The sequence below is a fragment of the Rhizobium sp. SRDI969 genome, assembly GCF_025152725.1.
Lineage (GTDB): Bacteria > Pseudomonadota > Alphaproteobacteria > Rhizobiales > Rhizobiaceae > Rhizobium > Rhizobium leguminosarum_I.
On sequence record NZ_CP104038.1, the window covers coordinates 226,730 to 246,403 of the forward strand.

At 62.5% G+C, this 19,674-nt stretch carries 19 protein-coding genes; 9 read left to right on the top strand and 10 right to left on the bottom strand.

All coding sequences use genetic code 11. The annotated features are described in order from the left end of the window. Positions 1–43 precede the first annotated feature (43 nt). The 4 genes from kdpC to N2A41_RS30755 all read right to left on the bottom strand — a co-directional run bounded on the left by kdpC (position 44) and on the right by N2A41_RS30755 (position 4,764). A complete protein-coding gene (gene kdpC, locus N2A41_RS30740; protein WP_260111829.1) occupies positions 44–613 on the bottom strand; it encodes a potassium-transporting ATPase subunit KdpC in 570 nt (189 codons plus the stop codon). Positions 614–633: 20 nt separating this feature from the next. Further along, the gene (gene kdpB, locus N2A41_RS30745) at positions 634–2,694 is read right to left on the bottom strand and encodes a potassium-transporting ATPase subunit KdpB (RefSeq protein WP_260111830.1); all 2,061 of its coding nucleotides are present in this window, start codon (positions 2,692–2,694) and stop codon (positions 634–636) included. A gap of 207 nt (positions 2,695–2,901) precedes the next feature. After that, a complete protein-coding gene (gene kdpA / locus N2A41_RS30750) occupies positions 2,902–4,605 on the bottom strand; it encodes a potassium-transporting ATPase subunit KdpA (protein WP_170277682.1) in 1,704 nt (567 codons plus the stop codon). 69 nt (positions 4,606–4,674) lie between these two features. After that, positions 4,675–4,764: a K(+)-transporting ATPase subunit F gene (locus N2A41_RS30755; protein WP_003547774.1), complete on the bottom strand. Its 90-nt coding sequence runs from the start codon at positions 4,762–4,764 to the stop codon at positions 4,675–4,677. A gap of 490 nt (positions 4,765–5,254) precedes the next feature. Here N2A41_RS30755 and N2A41_RS30760 point away from each other — a divergent pair, with 490 nt between their 5' ends. Next, complete coding sequence (locus N2A41_RS30760; RefSeq protein ID WP_260111831.1) at positions 5,255–6,298, top strand: NAD(P)-dependent alcohol dehydrogenase; 1,044 nt, start codon at positions 5,255–5,257, stop codon at positions 6,296–6,298. A gap of 12 nt (positions 6,299–6,310) precedes the next feature. Here the strand turns inward: N2A41_RS30760 and N2A41_RS30765 are convergent, their stop codons facing one another. From N2A41_RS30765 to N2A41_RS30780, 4 genes are all read right to left on the bottom strand, one after another. Next, positions 6,311–6,880 (bottom strand): DedA family protein, encoded by a 570-nt coding sequence (locus tag N2A41_RS30765; protein ID WP_260111832.1) that lies wholly within the window; start codon positions 6,878–6,880, stop codon positions 6,311–6,313. A gap of 30 nt (positions 6,881–6,910) precedes the next feature. Further along, on the bottom strand, positions 6,911–8,272 hold the full coding sequence (locus N2A41_RS30770; protein WP_222280270.1) for an FAD-containing oxidoreductase: 1,362 nt from the start codon (positions 8,270–8,272) through the stop codon (positions 6,911–6,913). Continuing rightward, positions 8,269–8,727, bottom strand: a complete 459-nt coding sequence (locus N2A41_RS30775; protein ID WP_162115298.1) for a DUF4126 domain-containing protein — start codon at positions 8,725–8,727, stop codon at positions 8,269–8,271. Before N2A41_RS30775 ends, N2A41_RS30770 begins: the two co-directional genes overlap by 4 nt. Positions 8,728–8,819: 92 nt before the next feature. After that, positions 8,820–10,007 (bottom strand): acyl-CoA dehydrogenase, encoded by a 1,188-nt coding sequence (locus N2A41_RS30780; RefSeq protein WP_260060262.1) that lies wholly within the window; start codon positions 10,005–10,007, stop codon positions 8,820–8,822. 171 nt (positions 10,008–10,178) lie between these two features. On the opposite strand from N2A41_RS30780, the gene N2A41_RS30785 reads away from it, so the two are divergent. Further along, entirely contained in the window at positions 10,179–10,538 is a 360-nt protein-coding gene (locus tag N2A41_RS30785) for a cupin domain-containing protein (protein ID WP_260111833.1), read from the top strand. Between the two features lies 1 nt (position 10,539). On the opposite strand, the gene N2A41_RS30790 is transcribed toward N2A41_RS30785, so the two are convergent. Next, entirely contained in the window at positions 10,540–11,493 is a 954-nt protein-coding gene (locus N2A41_RS30790; protein ID WP_170258358.1) for a LysR family transcriptional regulator, read from the bottom strand. Between the two features lie 175 nt (positions 11,494–11,668). Here N2A41_RS30790 and N2A41_RS30795 point away from each other — a divergent pair, with 175 nt between their 5' ends. From N2A41_RS30795 to mmsB, 7 genes are all read left to right on the top strand, one after another. After that, positions 11,669–12,874, top strand: a complete 1,206-nt coding sequence (locus N2A41_RS30795; RefSeq protein WP_170279524.1) for an ABC transporter substrate-binding protein — start codon at positions 11,669–11,671, stop codon at positions 12,872–12,874. A gap of 5 nt (positions 12,875–12,879) precedes the next feature. Beyond that, on the top strand, positions 12,880–13,662 hold the full coding sequence (locus tag N2A41_RS30800) for an ABC transporter ATP-binding protein (RefSeq protein ID WP_170279523.1): 783 nt from the start codon (positions 12,880–12,882) through the stop codon (positions 13,660–13,662). Beyond that, positions 13,662–14,363: an ABC transporter ATP-binding protein gene (locus N2A41_RS30805; RefSeq protein ID WP_260111834.1), complete on the top strand. Its 702-nt coding sequence runs from the start codon at positions 13,662–13,664 to the stop codon at positions 14,361–14,363. The genes N2A41_RS30800 and N2A41_RS30805 overlap by 1 nt, the downstream gene beginning before the upstream one ends. A 4-nt stretch (positions 14,364–14,367) precedes the next feature. Beyond that, positions 14,368–15,255, top strand: coding sequence for a branched-chain amino acid ABC transporter permease (locus N2A41_RS30810; RefSeq protein WP_003553893.1), 888 nt, complete (start codon positions 14,368–14,370; stop codon positions 15,253–15,255). Between the two features lies 1 nt (position 15,256). Beyond that, positions 15,257–16,246 (top strand): branched-chain amino acid ABC transporter permease, encoded by a 990-nt coding sequence (locus N2A41_RS30815; RefSeq protein WP_170279521.1) that lies wholly within the window; start codon positions 15,257–15,259, stop codon positions 16,244–16,246. A gap of 132 nt (positions 16,247–16,378) precedes the next feature. Then, on the top strand, positions 16,379–17,971 hold the full coding sequence (locus N2A41_RS30820; RefSeq protein ID WP_222385258.1) for a GMC family oxidoreductase: 1,593 nt from the start codon (positions 16,379–16,381) through the stop codon (positions 17,969–17,971). Positions 17,972–17,983: 12 nt separating this feature from the next. Beyond that, on the top strand, positions 17,984–18,865 hold the full coding sequence (gene mmsB / locus N2A41_RS30825; protein ID WP_222385259.1) for a 3-hydroxyisobutyrate dehydrogenase: 882 nt from the start codon (positions 17,984–17,986) through the stop codon (positions 18,863–18,865). Between the two features lie 17 nt (positions 18,866–18,882). On the opposite strand, the gene N2A41_RS30830 is transcribed toward mmsB, so the two are convergent. Then, the gene (locus N2A41_RS30830) at positions 18,883–19,641 is read right to left on the bottom strand and encodes a fumarylacetoacetate hydrolase family protein (protein ID WP_170279519.1); all 759 of its coding nucleotides are present in this window, start codon (positions 19,639–19,641) and stop codon (positions 18,883–18,885) included. Positions 19,642–19,674 lie beyond the last annotated feature (33 nt).

The window sequence follows — 19,674 nt, forward strand, 5'->3', positions numbered from 1 at the left end:
GCGCGCAGCGATGGGAAGAAAAAGGGCGCCCAGCCTGCCAGGGTTACCGAGTCATAGAAGCATCAAGGCTCTGGTTCAACGCCAGAACATTGACTGTGGGTTCGCCGAGAATGCCGATTTCGCGGGCATAAACCACACCGTCGACCAGCGCCTTGACCTTGGCCTCATCAACACCACGTGCCTTGGCGACGCGCGCCACTTGAAAGTAGGCAGCCTCCGGCGAGATATCGGGATCAAGGCCACTGCCCGAAGCGGTGACGAGGTCGGCGGGCACCTCCGCGTTCGGGTTCGTCGCCTTGGCGGTCTCGTAGTCGCCCTTGACGCGGTCGATCAGCTTCTGGCTGGTCGGGCCGAGATTCGAACCGCTGGAGGCAGCCGCATTGTAGCCGTCGCCGGCGGCCGAAGGGCGGCCGTGGAAATACTTGTCGCTGGTGAAGGCCTGGCCGATCAGCGTCGAGCCGATCACCTGGCCGTTCTTCTCGATCAGGCTGCCGTTCGCCTGGGTCGGGAAGAGGGCCTGGGCAGCACCCGTCATGGCGAGGGGATAGAGAAGACCGGTGATGGCGGTGGTGGCGACGATCATGACGATTGCCGGACGAAGTTCTTTGAACATTGTCTTACTCCTTGGAGTGTTCAGGCGAGTCCGAGGGCTGCGACGGCCATGTCGATCGCCTTGATGCCGATGAAGGGGACGATGATGCCGCCGGCACCGTAGATCAGCAGGTTGCGCGACAGTAGCGCGCCGGCGCCGATCGGACGGTAGCGGACACCTTTCAGCGACAGCGGGATCAGCGCGATGATGATCAGGGCATTGAAGATGATCGCCGAGAGGATGGCGCTTTGCGGCGTCGACAATCCCATGACGTTGAGCACGCCGAGCTGCGGGTAGAAGGTCAGGAACATCGCCGGGATGATGGCGAAATACTTGGCAATGTCGTTGGCGATCGAAAACGTCGTCAGCGCGCCGCGCGTCATCAGGAGCTGCTTGCCGATCTCGACGATCTCGATGAGCTTCGTCGGATCGCTATCGAGATCGACCATGTTGCCGGCCTCGCGGGCGGCGACCGTGCCGGTGTTCATGGCGACGCCGACATCGGCCTGGGCGAGCGCCGGCGCATCGTTGGTGCCGTCGCCGCACATGGCGACGAGCTTGCCCTTCGACTGTTCCTCGCGCATCAGCGCCAGCTTCATTTCCGGCGTTGCCTGGGCGAGGAAGTCGTCGACGCCGGCCTCGGCGGCAATGGCGGCTGCCGTCAGCGGGTTATCGCCTGTGATCATCACGGTGCGAATGCCCATGCGGCGCAGCTCGGTGAAGCGCTCGCGGATACCGCCCTTGACGATATCCTTCAGCTGGATGACGCCGAGCAGCCTGCCGTCGCGGGCAACTGCCAGCGGTGTGCCGCCTGATTTGGCGACTTCGTCGGCGATCGACTGCAGTTCGCGCACGACCTCGCTGCCGTTTTTCGAGGATGAATCGCCGTTGACATAGGCCAGCACGGCATCGACCGCACCTTTGCGGATCGAGGCTCCTTCGAGATCGACGCCGCTCATGCGGGTCTGGGCGGTGAAGGGCACGAAGGTTGCTTTCAGGCTTGCCATGTCGCGGCCGCGGATCGCGTATTTCTCCTTGGCGAGCACGACGATCGAACGACCTTCCGGCGTTTCGTCGGCAAGCGAGGCGAGCTGGGCGGCATCGGCGAGATCCTGTTCGGAAACGCCGCGGACCGGACGGAAGGTCGTTGCCTGGCGATTGCCGAGCGTGATCGTGCCCGTCTTGTCGAGCAGCAGCGTGTCGACGTCGCCGGCAGCTTCGACCGCGCGGCCGGACATGGCGAGCACGTTGAAGCGGACGAGGCGGTCCATGCCGGCGATGCCGATTGCCGAGAGCAGTGCGCCGATCGTCGTCGGGATCAGGGTGACGAAGAGGGCGACGAGCACGATGATCGGGATCGAGCCGCCGGCATAGATGGCAAAGCTCGGGATCGTCGCGGTGGCAAGCACGAAGATCAGCGTCATGCCGGCAAGCAGGATGTTGAGTGCGATCTCATTCGGCGTCTTCTGGCGTTCGGCGCCTTCGACGAGCGCAATCATCCGGTCGATGAAGGTCGAGCCGGCAGCGGCGGTGATGCGGACACGGATCCAGTCGGAGAGTACCTGCGTGCCGCCGGTGACGGCCGAGCGGTCGCCGCCGGATTCGCGGATGACAGGGGCGGATTCGCCTGTTATCGCCGCTTCGTTGACGGAGGCTACACCTTCGATCACTTCGCCATCCGACGGGATGATGTCGCCGGCCTCGACGAGCACGATATCGCCGACCTTAAGGCTGGTGCCCGGCACCATGCGGTAGCCGCTGCCGTTGTTGGCGGTGAGTAGCTTCGCCTGGGTTTCGGTGCGCGCTTTGCGCAGCGAATCCGCCTGCGCTTTGCCGCGGCCTTCGGCGACGGCTTCGGCGAAGTTGGCGAAGAGGACGGTGAACCAGAGCCAAAGATTGATCTGAAACGAGAAGCCGAGATTACCGTTGCCTGCTACGAAATCGCGCAGGAAGAGCACGGTGGTCAGCACGGAGACCGTGGCCACGACGAACATGACCGGGTTTCTGGCAAGCGCGCGCGGGTTCAGCTTCTTGAAAGCGGCGCCCACGGCCGGAATGAGGATGCGAGAATCCATGATGCTCGCGGATTTTGCCTGGCTCATAAGAGACTCCAGCTTTGAAACGAGGATGGCGAACCGGCGGCCGGTCAGCCCTGTAGGATTTTGAAGATGGCGGCGATGACGAGGAGCCTGCCATCATCACCAGGATGACGTCGGGGGCGCGGGTCGTCGGGCCATTCCCTCGTCCCGGCGCACCGGGACGAGGGTGGGAGCGTTGCGAAGCCTGTGACGGAGGATCATGGCATCACCTCAGAAGGTCTGGCCGGCGATCATGACCAAGTGCTCGACGATAGGGCCGAGCGCCAAGGCCGGAAAGAAGGTCAGGCCGCCGACGATCAGGATCGTGCCGACCAGCAGGCCGACGAAGAGCGGTCCATCCGTCGGGAAGGTGCCTGCCGAAGCCGGAACCGTCTTTTTGGCGATCAGCGAGCCGGCGATGGCAAGCGCCGGGATGATGACCAGGAAGCGGCCGGCGAGCATGCCGATGCCGAGCGTCACGTTGTACCAGGGCGTGTTGCCGGTCAGGCCGCCGAAAGCCGAACCGTTGTTGGCCGCAGCCGAGGTATAGGCATAGAGGATTTCGGAGAAGCCGTGCGGACCGGCGGTGCCGATCGAGGCGACGGCGGAGGGCAGCACGGTGGCGATTGCGGTAAAGACCAGCATGGCGAGCGGCAGGCAGAGAATGGCGAGAACGGCCATCTTCATTTCCTTCGCCTCGATCTTCTTGCCGAGATATTCCGGCGTCCGGCCGACCATCAGGCCGGCGACGAAGACGGCGACGATGATGAAGAGAAGGATGCCGTAGAAACCCGCGCCGACACCGCCGACAATGATTTCGCCGAGCTGCATGTTGATCAAAGGGATCAGGCCACCAAGCGCGGTGAAGCTGCCGTGCATGGCATTGACCGCGCCACAGGAAGCGGCCGTCGTAATGACCGCAAAGAGCGAAGACAAGGCAACGCCGAAGCGGACTTCCTTGCCTTCCATATTGCCGCCGCCGAGACCGAAAACGTGCATCAGCGGGTTGCCGGCAGCTTCCGCCCAATATGTGACACCGACACCTGCGAGGAACAGCACGCCCATCGTGGCAAGGATCGCCCAGCCCTGGCGCTGGTTGCCGACCATGCGGCCGAAGACGTTGGTCAAAGCCGCGCCGATCGCGAAGATTGAGACCATCTGGATGAGATTGGAGATCGCGTTGGGATTTTCGAACGGATGGGCCGAATTGGCGTTGAAGAAGCCGCCGCCGTTGGTGCCGAGCATCTTGATCGCAAGCTGCGAGGCGACCGGGCCGACGGCAATCGTCTGCTGCGCACCTTCGAGCGTGGTCGCATTGACATAAGCGCCAAGCGTCTGCGGCACGCCGAGATAGACGTAGACGATGGTCAGCACGATGCAGATCGGCAGCAGGATATAGAACGTGCCGCGGATCATATCGACCCAGAAATTGCCGATCGCCTTGCCCGACGCCCGTGCGAAGGCACGGATGAAGGCGACCGCGATCGCCATGCCGGTCGCGGCCGACAGGAAGTTCTGCACCGTGAAGCCGGCCATCTGGGTCAGATACGACATGGTGCTTTCGCCGCCATAATTCTGCCAATTGGTATTTGTGGGAAAGCTGACGGCGGTGTTGAACGAAAGCTCCGGCGGGACGGCGGCCATGCCGGCCGGATTATAGGGCAGGACGTCCTGCAGGCGCAGGAGCGCGTAGAGGACGAGGACGCCGAGGAGGTTGAACATCAGCATCGCGAAGGCATAGGAGGTCCAGTGCTGCTCTTCGCGCTCGCTGGTGCCGGCAATACGGTAAAGCCCCTGTTCGATCGGGACGAGGACCGGGGAGAGGAATGTGCGCTCTCCGTTATAGACACGCGTCATATAACCGCCGAGCGGTTTGACGAGCACGAGGACGATCCCGCAGTAAAGCAGGATCTGAAGCCATCCGTTGAGGGTCATGGAGGTAAACTTTCAATACCCGGCTGCTTCTCGGTCGCGCATGCGCGACCCCAGAAGCGCCAGTTCTCTTCAGAAGCGTTCTGGGCGAAGGAGAGCGTAGGTGAGGTAAACGGTGAGAAACACGGTTACGGCACCGCTCAAGACATAATCGAGGGTCATCGTCGTTTCTCCTGTCAAAGCCTGTCGCAGGCTCGGGTGTAGGCAAAGCACAGCGCAAAGAATATGATCGCCGTGCCGAGTAGAATGATATCCATTATGATCGTGACTCCTGTCGTTCTTCTTGGAGTCAGACAAGACAAAGGGCGCTGGGAGGCCGCCTTTCATGCTTTCTGGCGTGGAGACGATCTTTCGATCTCTCGGACGTCAATATGGAGCCGAAGAGCATAAAGGTTCGAGACGGACGACAGGCCATCAATATAAAAATCTTATAAATGCGCTTGCGAGGCCGCTCACCATCGGACCAGGTTGGCGCAGTTTTCGGACGGGCCGCTGCCGGCACTGAGCCTCGGCAAGTACGAGTGAGCATTTTTTCATTTGTTGAGCAAAAGCCTTCGCAATCTGGTTGAATTGGGAAGGCTTCGGGCTTTATAGTCGGCTGCAACGCTGCCCGATGGAGTCATGGGCAAGCCATTAGGGAAGGAAACCGACGATGACCAAAGTCCGCGCGCTTGTCCTCGAGCGCCAGCATGAGCTTGCGCTCCGCGATATCGATCTGCCGCTCGAAACCGGCCCCGGCGAGGTGAAGATCAGGATCCACACGGTCGGCGTCTGTGGTTCGGACGTGCATTATTACACCCACGGCAAGATCGGCCCCTTCATCGTCAACGCGCCGATGGTGCTCGGCCATGAGGCGGCGGGCACGGTGGTCGAGGTCGGTACCGGCGTCACGCATCTGAAAGTGGGCGACCGCGTCTGCATGGAGCCCGGCATTCCCGATCCGAATTCGAAGGCAAGCCGGCTCGGCATGTACAATATCGACCCGGCTGTCACCTTCTGGGCGACCCCGCCGATCCATGGCGTGCTGACGCCAGAGGTCGTGCATCCCGCCAACTACACCTTCAAGCTGCCCGACAGTGTCAGCTTTGCCGAAGGCGCCATGGTCGAGCCCTTCGCCGTCGGCATGCAGGCGGCTGCCAAGGCGAAGATTACGCCTGGTGATACTGCCGTCGTTCTCGGCGCCGGGCCGATCGGCACGATGGTGGCGATCGCGGCGCTTGCCGGCGGCTGCGCCCGCGCGATCGTGGCTGATCTTGCCCAGCCGAAGCTCGATATCGCCGCACAATACCAGGGCGTCATCCCGGTCAATATCCGCGAGAAGAACCTGGCCGAAGAAGTTGCCCGGCTGACCGACGGCTGGGGCGCCGATGTCGTCTTCGAATGCTCCGGTTCGCCAAAGGCCTGGGAGACGATCATGGCGCTGCCGCGCCCGGGCGGCGTCATCGTCGTCGTCGGCCTGCCGGTCAACCCGATCGGCTTCGACGTCTCGACGGCATCCACCAAGGAAATCCGCATCGAGACGGTGTTCCGCTACGCGCACCAGTATGAGCGCTCGATCGCGCTGCTCGGCTCGGGTCGCGTGGATCTGAAGCCGCTGATATCAGAGACGTTCAAGTTCGAGGATTCCATCAAGGCGTTTGACCGCGCCGTCGAGGCGCGGCCGAGCGACGTGAAGCTGCAGATTGTGATGGAATAGGACGCCATACCTCTATGAGTGCTTGGCGTTCAGTTTCATCTTGCGAAAGGCAAGAGCCGCGGCTGCGACGACAGCCGCGGCTCCGACTGCGATCAGGAGATGGCGGTGAAGCGGAAGGCGGCCCAATGTCTGTTCAAGGCCGTGCCCAAACAAATAGCCCAGCGCCGTGAAGAGCTGCCCCCACACCAGCGCGGCCACGGCATTCAGGATCATGAATTTCCCGGTCGCTATTCGCGTCGTGCCGATGACGATCGGGCTGATCGTCCGCAATCCCACCAGGAAACGAAACGCAAGGATGAAGCCTGTGGGATATCTTTCCAGGAGCCGGGTTGCACGCGCCAGCGCCGGTGTCTCCATCAGCCGGCGGACGAGACCCCATCGAGCCGCATAACGGCCGGCGAAGAACCAGAACTGATCGCCGGCGAACGATCCTGCCGTTGCCGCAAGCGACGCCGACCAATAGGTCAGCAGCCCGCGGTGGGAAATCACGCCGCCAAGGAAGGCGGCTGTTTCGCCTTCGAAGGCTGAACCCAGAAATATCGCCAACAGGCCGTAGTGCTCGATCAGCAGTTCGATAGACACGCAGCTGTCCTCGGCCCGGGGTTTCTACAGCTAAACTGGCTTCAAATCCCCAAGCAGCGTCGGGATCAGCTCCGACACCGTCGGATGGATCGGCACCGACCATTGCAAGGCCGGATAGGTCGTTCCCGCATTCATCGCGTCTATGATGCCGTGGATCACCTCGTCGCCTTCGATGCCGAGGATCGCCGCACCGAGGATTTTTTTGGTCTCGGCGTCGGCGATCACCTTCATGAAGCCTTTGGTCTCGCCGCGCTCGTTGGCGCGGCCGACGCGGCTCATCGGCCGGGTCGAGATCATGATCTTGCGTCCCGAGGCACGCGCCTGCTTCTCCGTCATGCCGACGCGGCCAAGCGGCGGGTCGATATAAAGGGCATAGGCCAGGATGCGGCTCGAGACCTTGCGATCGTCGCCGTCGAGCAGGTTGGCGGCGGCGATCTCGAAATCATTGTAGGAAGTGTGGGTGAAGGCGCCGCGGCCGTTGCAGTCGCCGAGCGCTAAGATGCCGTCGACATTGGTGGCAAGCCTGTCGTCGACTGTGATATAGCCGTGCTTGTCGGTGATGACGCCGGCGGTATCGAGGCCGAGATCGTCGGTATTCGGCTTGCGGCCCGTGGCGATCAGCACATGGCTCGCATCGATTCTCGCTGAATCGGTGGCGACCGTTATTCCGTCGCTGCTCTTGGCGAAGGCGATGTCGCTGGCGCCGGTATGAATGTCGATGCCCTCCGAGCGCAGGACATCAGCGATCGCGTCGGATATATCCTCGTCCTCGCGCGATGCGAGCTTCGGGCCATGCTCGATGACGCTGACTTCGGCGCCGAAGCGGCGATACATCTGTGCGAATTCCAACCCGATATAACTGCCGCCGATGACGGCCAGATGCCGCGGCAGCGTGTCGAGATGGATGATCGAGGTGCTGGTGAGATAGTCGATATCGTTGATCCCGGGCAGGTCGGGGATGACGGGCCGCGCGCCGACATTGAGGAAGATGCGCGGTGCGGTCAGCGTCTCGCCGTTGACGCTGACGGTCTTCGGGCCCTCGAAACGGGCGTGGCCGTAAATCACGGTCATACCGTCCATGCCGGCGAACCAGCTGATCAAGCCGTTGCGGGCGTTCATGGTCACGGTTTCGGCACGGGCTTTGACCACCTTCATGTCGATGGCGATCTCGCCCTGGAGATTCACGCCGTAAACGGCGCCGTTTCTCGCGACATGGGCGGCGCGGGCGCTGGCGACCAGCGTCTTCGTCGGCATGCAGCCGGCATTGACGCAGGTGCCGCCGAGGAATTTGCGCTCGATCAGCGCCACCTTCATGCCCTTTTCGACCATCCGGGCAGCGAGGAAGGGGCCGGACTGACCGGCGCCGATAACGATGGCGTCGAAGCTCTTCATGACACGGCCACGATCAGCAGCGCGCCGATGACGGCGACGGCATCCTCGATGAGAGCAGCCGGCAGATCCTTGCCGAAGGACGCTGCGAGCCTGCCGCGGACGGCAGCACCGCCATATGTGCCGATGACGGCGCCGATCACCCCGACAATCAGCCCGCCGAAGAGCAGGCTGTTGGCGGCGCCGATCGTGGCACCTGCCAGCCCGCCCATGACAATGCGAGCGCCGAATTGCACCGGCACCTTGCGCGAAGGCGTAGATGGCAGCTGGTCGGTAATCAGTTCGACGACGGCGAGAAGCGTGAAGATCCACGGCGTCCATTGGTAAGCCATGAACGCAAGCGGCGTCTGCGAGACATCAAACCAGCCAAGCGCCGCGCCCCAGGCGACGGCGGCGGGCGCGGTCATGGCGCGAAGCCCGGCAATGACACCAATCAGCAATGCAACAAGCAGAAACATGCATGGTCCCCCCTTTTTGCCGGCTCTTGCCGCCTTCAGCGAAGGTTGCACATTGTCAGGCGCGTGGCAATTCGCCCTTTCGCGCCAAGAGGCTAGTTCGCAAAGGCGGCAATGCCGGTGATCGCCCGGCCGATGATCAGCGCGTGGATGTCGTGCGTGCCCTCATAGGTGTTGACCACTTCGAGGTTGACGAGGTGACGGGCGATGCCGAATTCGTCGGAGATGCCGTTGCCGCCGAGCATGTCGCGGGCCGCCCGCGCAATCTCCAGCGCCTTGCCGCAGCTGTTGCGCTTGAGGATCGAGGTCAGTTCCACCGGCGGATGGCCTTCCTCCTTCATGCGGCCAAGCCGCAGACAACCCTGAAGGCCGAGCGCGATTTCCGCCGCCATGTCGGCGAGCTTCTTCTGGATCAGCTGGTTGGCGGCAAGCGGCCGTCCGAACTGCTTGCGCTCGAGCGTATATTGCCGGGCTCTCGCATAACAATCCTCGGCAGCACCGAGTGCGCCCCAGGCGATGCCGAAGCGGGCCGAGTTGAGGCAGGTGAACGGCCCTTTGAGGCCTGTCACATCAGGCAGAAGGTTTTCCTCAGGCACGAAGACCCCGTCCATCACCACTTCACCGGTGATCGAGGCGCGTAAGCCCACCTTGCCGTGGATGGCGGGAGCCGAAAGCCCTTTCCAGCCCTTTTCGAGGATGAAGCCGCGGATGAGGCCATCCTCGGTCTTTGCCCAGACGACGAAGACATCGGCGATCGGTGCGTTGGAGATCCAGGTCTTCGAGCCGGTCAGGCTGTAGCCGCCGTCGACCTTTTTGGCACGTGTAGCCATCGAGCCGGGGTCGGAGCCGTGATCCGGTTCGGTCAGCCCGAAGCAGCCGATCCATTCGCCGGTGGCGAGTTTCGGCAGGTATTTCAGCTTCTGTGCCTGCGACCCGAAGGTTTCGATCGGCACCATTACGAGTGATGACTGGACGCTCATCATCGAACGATAACCACTATCGACCTTTTCGACCTCGCGGGCGATCAGGCCGTAGGCGGTGTAACCGAGGCCGGCGCCGCCATAATCCGGCGAGACCGTCGGGCCGAGCAGGCCGAGTTCGCCCATTTCGCGGAAGATCTCAGGATCGGTCTTTTCGTTACGGAAGGCGTCGAGAACGCGGGGCGCAAGCTTTTCCTGCGCATAGGCGTGGGCAGTATCCTGCACCATGCGCTCTTCGCTGGTCAGTTGCTCCACCAGGCGGAACGGATCGGCCCAGTCGAAAACTTCGCGCGTATGCTGCATGGCGGCGTCTCCTCATGGTTCAGGCTTGCCTCGCTCAAGTTGGCCATAGACCCGCCAGCCGACCGCGTCAACAGAAGGTCGTCGCGCCGAAAAGACGGGCCACGCCATCTTTTCAAAAGCGTCGGCATGATCCACTTTGCCCGCGATCGATTCTGGAACGAGGAGGCGGAAATGTCGTCAAGCGATCTGTTCGTATCGGCCGAAGGCGCCGAATGGGTCAATCCCGAGCCCGGCGTCGTCCGGCGCATCATGACCTACCTGCCCGAGATGATGATGGTGGAAGTGGCCTTCGAAAGCGGTGCCGTGGGTGCCGCCCATTCGCATCCGCACATCCAGGCGAGCTATGTCGCCGAAGGCAGTTTCGAAGTGACGATCGATGGCCGGACCGAGGTGCTCAAGCAGGGCGGCAGCTTCATCGTGCCCCCCAATCTGGTCCATGGCGTCAAGGCGCTGGAAAAGGGCCGACTGATCGATGCATTCACCCCGCACCGGGCCGAATTCCTGAAAGAGCTGGCATCATGCCACTCATGATCTAAACATCCGCTCTTGCCCGGCGCGCGGGGCCGGCGGCGGTGACATAGGGCGGGACGAAGCGCGCATCCTCGCCGCGCACCGCCTCACGGAGGAAATCGATGACGGCGCGCACGCGGGGCGCCTGTTTCAGGTCGCGATGGCAGGTGATCCAGTAATGGCGCTTGAGGTCGATCTCGTCTGGCAGCACGCGCACGAGTTCGGGATAACGGCTGGCGAAGAAATAGGGCAGGATGCAGAGGCCGAGGCCGTTTCTCGTGGCAGTCAGCTGCGCGAAGATGCTGGAGCTCTGGAACTGCGGCTTGATGCGCGGGTGCACATCGCCCAGATAATCCAGGCCCGGCGCGAAGATCATTTCCTCGATATAGCTGACGAAGGGATGGCTGAGCAGGTCTTCGCGGGAGTTGATGTCAGGCGCCTTGGCCAGATAATCGCACGAGCCGTATACCTGCAGGTGGTAATCCGTCAGCTTCTCGGCGAAATACGCCCCGCCCTTCGGTTCGTCGAGCACGACGGAAAGATCGGCCTCCTTGCGCGACAGCGACATGATCTGCTGGATCGTCACCAGTTCCAGCGCCAGGTGCGGATGCTGGGCGGCAAACTGCGGCAGCACGGTTGCGAAGAAGAAATTGGCAAAACCCTCCGGCGCGCTGAGCCGCACAAGGCCGCGCTGCGCCATCGAGCCGTCGGCGAGGTCGGCGCGCAGCCGTTCGGTCTCCTGCTCCATCCTCTCGGCCGTCTCGACGAAGCGCGTGCCCATGGCGGTTAGCACGTAGCCGCGGGGATTGCGCTCGAACAGCTTGACCTTGAGGGTGAACTCCAGCCGGTCGATGCGGCGCGAGACGGTGGCATGGCTGGAGCGCAGTTGCCTGGCGGCGGTCGACAGCTGTCCGGTGCGGGCGACGGCTAGAAAAAACTGCAGATCGTCCCAAGTAAACTGCGGTGGATTGTTCATCGCGATCCTCATCTGTTCAAAAACGAACAGATACTGTTTGGAATTAGTTGTAAACCACCCGTTGCTTCAACGGGGAATTTCCGTGATCGTAAGGGCAGGGTCCGCCGCTCTGAGGAGTGCGGCTGGCCAAATCTGAACAGATCCGCAATCTGGCCAATCTCTGGGAGGAGAGAATATGCGTAAGAATTTCATTGTATCAGTTGCATTTCTGCTCGCGAGCAGCACTGCGGTACTCGCGCAGAGCGCGACCGACGGCAAGGTCAAGATCGGCATCCTGAACGATCAGTCGGGTGTCTATGCCGATTTCGGCGGCAAGTCTTCTGTCGAAGCCGCCAAGATGGCGGTCGAAGATTTCGGCGGCAAGGTGCTTGATGTGCCGGTCGAGATCGTCGATGCCGACCACCAGAACAAGCCGGATATAGCCTCCAACATCGCCCGCCAGTGGTACGACACCGAGCAGGTGGATGCGATCATGGAACTGACGACCTCGTCGGTGGCGCTCGCCGTGCAGGCGATCGCCAAGGAGAAGAAGAAGATCGACATCGTCACAGGTGCGGCCACTACGGATCTCACCGGCAAGGCCTGCTCGCCTTATGGATTCCATTGGGCCTACGACACCCATGCGCTAGCTGTCGGCACCGGCGGCGCGCTCGTCAAGCAGGGCGGCGACAGCTGGTTCTTCCTGACTGCCGACTATGCCTTCGGCTATTCGCTGGAGCAGCAGACCAGTGATTACGTCAAGGCGAGTGGCGGCAAGGTCGTCGGCGCCGTCCGCCACCCACTGTCGACCCAGGACTTTTCGTCCTTCCTGCTGCAGGCGCAATCGTCCGGCGCCAAGGTGATCGGCCTTGCCAATGCCGGCCTCGACACCTCGAACGCCATCAAGCAGGCGGCCGAATTCGGCATCACCCAAGGCGGCCAGCATCTGGCGGCACTACTCTTCACATTGGCCGAAGTCCACGGTCTCGGCCTCGATGCGGCGCAGGGGCTAACGCTGACGGAAGGTTATTACTGGAACCGCGACGACGAAAGCCGCGCCTTCGCCAAGAAATTCTTCGCCCGCACCGGCAAGATGCCGAACATGATCCACACCGGTACCTATTCAGCAGTGACGCAATATCTGAAGGCGGTGCAGAAGGCCGGCACCGACGAGACGGAAGCCGTCGCCAAGCAGCTGCATGAACTGCCGGTCGACGACGTCTTCGGCCGCGGCGGCACGGTCGGCGCCAATGGCCGCATGATCCACGACATGTACCTGCTGCAGGTCAAGAAGCCTGCCGAAAGCAAGGAGCCGTGGGATTACTTCAACGTTCTCGCCACCATTCCCGGCAAGGAAGCCTATATCGATCCCGCCAAGAGCGGCTGCGATCTGGTGAAGTAAGCACGATGGCGGTCTCCGCAATTGAAACTCAGGAAAAGCCGCGGGTGGTATTGTCCGCCCGCGGCTTGCGCCGCGATTTCGGTGGCTTCACGGCCGTCAAGAACGTCGATCTCGACGTGCATGACGCGAGCGTGCATGCACTGATCGGCCCGAACGGCGCCGGCAAGACGACGGTCTTCAACCTGCTGACCAAGTTCCTGCAGCCGACCTCCGGCACCATCACGCTGATGGGCACCGACATCACCAAGACGCCGCCCGACAGAGTGGCGCGCATGGGGCTCGTTCGCTCCTTCCAGATCTCGGCGGTCTTTCCGCACCTGACCGTTCTCGACAATGTCCGCGTGGCGCTGCAGCGGCCGAACAATCTTTCCACGCAGTTCTGGCAGCCGCTGTCCGCGCTCGGCCGGCTGAACGAGCGCGCCGACGAACTGCTGGCGAGCGTCGGGCTGTCCAAGGAGCGCGATCACATCGCCGCCGATCTTTCCTATGGCCGCAAGCGCGTTCTGGAGATCGCCACCACGCTGGCATTGGATCCGAAAGTGCTGCTGCTCGACGAGCCGATGGCCGGCATGGGGCAGGAGGATGTCGGCGTCGTCTCGTCGATCATACGCGACGTCGCCCGCGACCGGGCGGTGCTGATGGTCGAACACAATCTCTCCGTCGTCGCCAATATCTGCCAGCATGTCACCGTGCTCCAGCGCGGCGAGATCCTCGCCGAGGGCGACTATGCCACCGTCAGCCAGGACGAGCGCGTGCGCGTGGCCTATATGGGCACGGAGGAGCATTGATGGCCGCTCTCCTCGAAGTCCAGGGGCTCAATGCCTGGTACGGCGAAAGCCACGTCCTGCACGGCGTCGACATGCGTGTGGCCGAAGGCGAGACGATCACCATTCTCGGCCGCAACGGCGTCGGCAAAACGACGACGCTGCGCACCATCACCGGCATCGTGGGGGCCCGCAGGGGCAAGATCAGCTTTGCCGGCAGCGATATGATGCAGGTGCCGCTGCACAAGACGGCGCATCGGGGCATCGGCTTCGTGCCGGAGGAACGCGGCATCTTCTCGACGCTGACCGTTTCGGAAAACCTGCTGCTGCCGCCTGTCGTGGCAGCGGGCGGCATGACGCTCGACGAGATCTATGAGCTCTTCCCCAATCTCCACGAGCGCCGCGGCAGCCCGGGCACCAAACTATCCGGCGGCGAGCAGCAGATGCTGGCGATCGCCCGGATCCTGCGTACCGGCGTCAGGCTGCTCATTCTCGACGAACCGACGGAGGGGCTTGCCCCCGTGATCGTCCAGCGCATCGGCGAGGTGCTGAAGACGCTGAAGGAGCGCGGCATGACGATCCTGCTGGTCGAGCAGAATTTCCGCTTCGCCAGCCGTATTGCCGATCGCTTCTATCTGATGGATCATGGGCAGATGGTGTCGGAATTCCCGGTCGGTGAACTGCCGCAGCGCATGGATACGCTGCACAAGGTTCTGGGAGTGTGACCAGATGACGATGATCTTCGGCATTCCCCTGCAGGCGCTGCTCGGCCAGCTGCTGATCGGCCTGATCAACGGCTCGTTCTACGCGCTGCTCAGCCTCGGCCTCGCCATCATCTTCGGCCTGCTTAGGGTGATCAACTTCGCCCATGGCGCGCAATATATGCTCGGCGCCTTCGTCGCCTACCTGCTGCTGACCTATGCCGGCATCGGCTACTGGCCGTCACTGATCCTGGCGCCCGTTATCGTTGGCCTTGCCGGCGCTATCATCGAGCGGCTGTTCCTGCGGCGGCTCTATGATCTCGATCCGCTCTACGGCCTGCTCTTCACCTTCGGACTGGCGCTCGCGGTCGAGGGCACCTTCCGTTATCTCTACGGCTCTTCCGGCCAGCCCTATGCGACACCGGCGGCCCTTGCCGGCGGGGCCAATCTCGGCTTCATGTTCCTGCCGATCTATCGCGGCTGGGTGGTCGTCGTCTCGCTCGTCGTCTGCCTTGGCACATGGCTGCTGATCGAAAAGACCAAGCTCGGCGCCTATCTCAGGGCCGCCACCGAAAATGCCGTTTTGGTGCAGGTCTTCGGCGTCAACGTGCCGGTGCTGTTGACGCTCACCTATGCGCTCGGCGCCGGTCTCGCCGCCTTTGCCGGCGTGCTGGCGGCGCCGATCTACCAGGTCTCGCCGCTGATGGGCTCGAATATGATCATCGTCGTTTTCGCCGTCGTCGTCGTCGGCGGCATGGGATCGATCATGGGCGCGATCATCACCGGTTATGTGCTCGGCATCGCCGAGGGCCTCACCAAGGTCTTCTATCCCGAGGCGTCGAACATCGTGATCTTCGTCATCATGGCGATCGTGCTTCTCATCAGGCCCGCGGGCCTCTTCGGACGGGATGCTTGACATGGCCGACATCACCGACACCATCCGAACGGAAAAAAACAGAACCGCCCTTTCGGTGCAGGCGGGTTTCCTGCTGGCCGGGCTGCTGCTCCTGCTACTGGCGCCGTTTTTCTTCTATCCGATCTTCCTGATGAAGCTGCTCTGCTTCGCGCTCTTTGCCTGCGCCTTCAACCTGCTGCTCGGCTATACCGGCCTGCTTTCCTTCGGCCACGCCACATTCTTCGGCGGTGCTGCCTATTTCACCGCCTATACGGTGAAGGCATGGGGCTTGCCGCCGGAACTCGGCATCCTGATCGGCGTGGCGGGGGCGGCGTTTCTGGGGCTCGTCATGGGTTTCTTCGCCATCCGCCGGCAGGGCATCTATTTCGCGATGATCACGCTGGCGCTGTCGCAGATGTTCTTCTTCTTCTGCCTGCAGGCGAAGTTCACCGAGGGCGAGGACGGCATCCAGTCCGTGCCACGCGGTCATCTCTTCGGCTTCATCGATCTGAACAGCTCGACCAACATGTATTATTTCGTGCTGGCCGTGTTCATCATCGGCGTGCTGATCATCTGGCGCTTCATCAATTCACCCTTCGGCATGATCCTGAAATCGATCCGTGAGAACGAGCAACGGGCGATCTCGCTTGGCTATTCCGTGGCGCGCTACAAGCTCGGCGCCTTCGTCATGTCGGCAGCGCTTGCCGGGCTCGCGGGCGCGGTGAAATCGATCGTTTTCCAGTTTGCAACGCTGACCGACGTCGCCTGGCAGATGTCGGGCGAGGTGATCCTGATGACGCTGCTCGGCGGCATCGGCACGCTGATCGGCCCGCTCTTCGGCGCCGGGCTGGTGGTGGCGCTGGAAAACTACCTCGCCACGTCGGAATTCCCGGTGACGATCATCACCGGCATCGTCTTCATGGTCTGCGTGCTGATCTTCCGCCGTGGGATCATCGGTGAATTCTACGCCTCTCGGCTGGGGCGGAAACTGGGCTTCGTCTATCGCCGCTGAACGGGCGGACCTCTCTCTTTCCGGGAAGAATTACTTTTCCCCAGAAAAGAGACGGGCGGCGACGCTGCGACTCTTCCTCTCCCCGGGCTGCGGGGAGGGGGAAGCGGCAAGCATCTGGAGTCTCGTCGGGGCATGGATCGTTACGACTATATCATCATCGGGGCAGGCAGCGCCGGCTGCGTGCTCGCCAACCGGCTGTCGGCCGATGGCCGGAGCCGGGTACTGCTGCTCGAAGCCGGCGGCAGCGACAATTATCACTGGATCCATATTCCAGTCGGTTATCTCTATTGCATCAACAATCCGCGCACCGACTGGTGCTTCACCACGGCGCCGGAAGCGGGGCTGAACGGCCGGGCGCTGAGCTATCCGCGCGGCAAGGTGCTCGGCGGCTGTTCGTCGATCAACGGCATGATCTACATGCGCGGTCAGGCGCGCGACTACGACCTCTGGCGGCAGATGGGATGCAGCGGCTGGGGCTGGGACGATGTTCTGCCCTTCTTCCGCAAGTCCGAAGATTTTTATCGCGGCGAAGACGAGATGCATGGTGCCGGCGGCGAATGGCGCATCGAGAAGGCGCGCGTGCGCTGGGCCGTGCTCGATGCCTTCCAGCAGGCTGCCAAGGAAGCCGGCATTCCGGAGACCGCGGATTTCAACCGCGGCAGCAATGAGGGCTCCGGCTATTTCGACGTCAATCAGCGTTCCGGCATTCGCTGGAACACGTCGAAGGCCTTCCTGCGCCCGGCGATGAAACGCTCCAACCTGACCGTGCTCACCAAGGCGCAGGTCCGGCGGCTGCTGGTGGAGGAAGGCGCCGTTGCCGGCGTCGAATTCCAGCATCGGGGCTTGGCGAAACGCGCCTATGCCGCGAAAGAAACCGTCCTTTCGGCCGGTTCGATCGGCTCTCCGCATATCCTGGAACTGTCGGGCATCGGCCGGGGCGAGGTTCTCAGCCAAGCGGGCGTCGATGTCGTCACCGAGGTCAAGGGCATTGGCGAGAACCTGCAGGACCATCTGCAACTGCGTCTGGCCTACAAAGTCACGGGCGTTCCGACGCTGAACGAGAAGGCGACGAAGCTGATTGGCAAGGCGGCGATCGGGCTCGAATATCTCGTCCGTCGCTCCGGACCGATGGCGATGGCGCCGAGCCAACTCGGCATTTTCACCCGATCGGGCCCGGACCGGGAAACGCCCGACCTGCAATATCATGTGCAGCCGGTCTCGCTGGAAAAGTTCGGCGATCCCATCCATCCTTTTCCGGCGATCACCGCGAGCGTCTGCAACCTCAGGCCGGAAAGCCGCGGTTCTGTCCACCTGTCGAGCCCGGATTTCGCCGCCCAGCCGACGATCAGCCCTAGATACCTCTCGACGCAGCGCGATCGTGACATAGCTGTCCGTTCAATACGGTTGACGCGCAAGATCGTCGCGCAGCCTTCGTTTGCCCGTTTCAGGCCGGAGGAATTCAAGCCGGGGCCAGCCTATCAGACGGAGGCCGATCTGGAGCGGGCGGCAGGCGAGATCGGCACGACGATCTTCCATCCCGTCGGCACCTGCCGCATGGGTGCCGACAGGGACAGCGTCGTCGATCCCAGGCTGAGACTCCGGGCGCTCGGCAAGCTCAGGATCGCCGACGCCTCGGTGATGCCGTCGATCACTTCGGGCAACACAAATTCGCCGACCATCATGATCGCCGAAAAGGCGGCAGCGATGATCCTCGAAGACAATTGATAGGAGAAGACCATGGCAAAGATCGCATTCATCGGCCTCGGCAACATGGGCGGGCCGATGGCCGCCAATCTGGTCAAATCAGGTCATGAGGTTTTCGGCTTCGACCTCGCGGCTTCGGTGCTGAAGGCGGCCGAGGAGAGTGGCGTCAAGCCGGCAAGCCATGCCAGCCAGGCGGTCAAGGACGCCGACATTGTCATATCAATGCTGCCGCAGGGCAGGCACGTGCTGACGGCCTGGACCGATATCCTGCAGTCCGCGGCGCAAGGCACGCTGGTCATCGATTGCTCGACCATCGATGTCGAAAGCAGCCGCAAGGCGCATGAAATGGCCAAGGCCGCCAGCTGCCTGTCGCTCGACGCTCCCGTCTCCGGCGGCACGGGCGGGGCGACCGCGGGCACGCTGACCTTCATGGCCGGCGGCACGGAAGACGCCTTCGCCAGGGCAAAACCAATCCTCGAGGCCATGGGAAAGAAGATCGTCCATTGCGGCGAGGCCGGCGCCGGCCAGGCGGCGAAGATCTGCAACAACATGATCCTCGGTATCTCGATGGTGGGCGTCTGCGAAGCCTTCGTGCTCGCCGAGAAACTTGGGCTCTCGCATCAGGCATTGTTTGACGTTGCCTCGACCTCGTCAGGCCAGTGTTGGTCGATCAATACCTATTGTCCGGTGCCCGGACCGGTGCCGAACTCGCCTGCGAACAATGGCTACAAACCGGGTTTTGCCGCGGCACTGATGCTGAAGGATCTCAGGCTCTCGCAGGAGGCGGCCCTGGCGAGCGGCGCCTCCACCCCGCTCGGCGCGGAAGCAGCACAGCTTTATGCGCTTTTCGAAAAGCAGGGCAATGGCGGAAGGGATTTTTCCGCTATCATCGAGATGTTCCGCGACAAGGCGTAGGGCACCGCGGCGTCAAATCAGACCTTCGACACCGAGAAGCTGAGGCTGCTATTGCCGAGCAGGATGTCGATCTCGCCGGGTTCGGTCAGTTCGATCGCGCCGCTCAACGTGCCTGTGGTGATGAGCGCACCCGTCTTCAGCGATGTCTCAGGGCGCAAGCCGTCATTCGCGTAATCGACGAGCCAGGTGAGAACGTCGCCCTTCGGATGCTGTGCTGGACCATCATAGATCGTGCGGCCGGCATGGGTGACCTTGAGCGGCGTGCCGGCGACGGTGTCGACGACGCTTTTTTCGACCTCCGGGCCGAGCACATAGCCGCTATTGCCGAGCCGGTCGGCGAGGAACAGCAGAAACGATACGCTGCCGCTTTCCTTGACAGCGCTGATCAACAGTTCGGCGCCGAGATAGACAGCGGAGATCGCCTCGACCACCTCGGCGCGGCTGTAGGGAACGCCTGTGCGGATCGGCAGGTCCCTGCCAAGACGGACGGCGATCTCGGTTTCGAATTTCAGGCCCGGATACCAGGGAATGTCAGCGCCTGAGACGGCTTCGGCATAGGGATGCAGCGGGCCGGTGACCGCCTGGCCCTGCGGCGAGACCGTCACCTTCCAGGCATTGCTCGAAATACCGTTCGCGGCGGCAAGCAAGTCCTGCGCCTCCATCGCCTGATGGAGATCGGCTGGCAGCGCGAAAGTGTCCGTTGCCTCCTGACGACCGGCCTGTCGCAGGCTGTGAAGCCCGGCTGCAAGCGCGCGCGGATCGAATGTCTCTGTCATGCTATCTCCTCGACCTGATTTTCGAGGTGCACA

Excerpts from the sequence above, each read along its gene's own strand:
- N2A41_RS30790 (WP_170258358.1), bottom strand. The coding sequence starts at position 11,493 with ATGAACAATCCACCGCAGTTTACTTGGGACGATCTGCAGTTTTTTCTA.
- kdpC (WP_260111829.1), bottom strand. The coding sequence starts at position 613 with ATGTTCAAAGAACTTCGTCCGGCAATCGTCATGATCGTCGCCACCACC.
- N2A41_RS30785 (WP_260111833.1), top strand. The coding sequence starts at position 10,179 with ATGTCGTCAAGCGATCTGTTCGTATCGGCCGAAGGCGCCGAATGGGTC.
- N2A41_RS30795 (WP_170279524.1), top strand. The coding sequence starts at position 11,669 with ATGCGTAAGAATTTCATTGTATCAGTTGCATTTCTGCTCGCGAGCAGC.
- N2A41_RS30755 (WP_003547774.1), bottom strand. The coding sequence starts at position 4,764 with ATGACCCTCGATTATGTCTTGAGCGGTGCCGTAACCGTGTTTCTCACC.
- N2A41_RS30830 (WP_170279519.1), bottom strand. The coding sequence starts at position 19,641 with ATGACAGAGACATTCGATCCGCGCGCGCTTGCAGCCGGGCTTCACAGC.
- N2A41_RS30815 (WP_170279521.1), top strand. The coding sequence starts at position 15,257 with ATGGCCGACATCACCGACACCATCCGAACGGAAAAAAACAGAACCGCC.
- N2A41_RS30770 (WP_222280270.1), bottom strand. The coding sequence starts at position 8,272 with ATGAAGAGCTTCGACGCCATCGTTATCGGCGCCGGTCAGTCCGGCCCC.
- N2A41_RS30775 (WP_162115298.1), bottom strand. The coding sequence starts at position 8,727 with ATGTTTCTGCTTGTTGCATTGCTGATTGGTGTCATTGCCGGGCTTCGC.
- N2A41_RS30805 (WP_260111834.1), top strand. The coding sequence starts at position 13,662 with ATGGCCGCTCTCCTCGAAGTCCAGGGGCTCAATGCCTGGTACGGCGAA.
- N2A41_RS30780 (WP_260060262.1), bottom strand. The coding sequence starts at position 10,007 with ATGCAGCATACGCGCGAAGTTTTCGACTGGGCCGATCCGTTCCGCCTG.
- kdpB (WP_260111830.1), bottom strand. The coding sequence starts at position 2,694 with ATGAGCCAGGCAAAATCCGCGAGCATCATGGATTCTCGCATCCTCATT.
- mmsB (WP_222385259.1), top strand. The coding sequence starts at position 17,984 with ATGGCAAAGATCGCATTCATCGGCCTCGGCAACATGGGCGGGCCGATG.
- kdpA (WP_170277682.1), bottom strand. The coding sequence starts at position 4,605 with ATGACCCTCAACGGATGGCTTCAGATCCTGCTTTACTGCGGGATCGTC.
- N2A41_RS30810 (WP_003553893.1), top strand. The coding sequence starts at position 14,368 with ATGACGATGATCTTCGGCATTCCCCTGCAGGCGCTGCTCGGCCAGCTG.
- N2A41_RS30820 (WP_222385258.1), top strand. The coding sequence starts at position 16,379 with ATGGATCGTTACGACTATATCATCATCGGGGCAGGCAGCGCCGGCTGC.
- N2A41_RS30800 (WP_170279523.1), top strand. The coding sequence starts at position 12,880 with ATGGCGGTCTCCGCAATTGAAACTCAGGAAAAGCCGCGGGTGGTATTG.
- N2A41_RS30760 (WP_260111831.1), top strand. The coding sequence starts at position 5,255 with ATGACCAAAGTCCGCGCGCTTGTCCTCGAGCGCCAGCATGAGCTTGCG.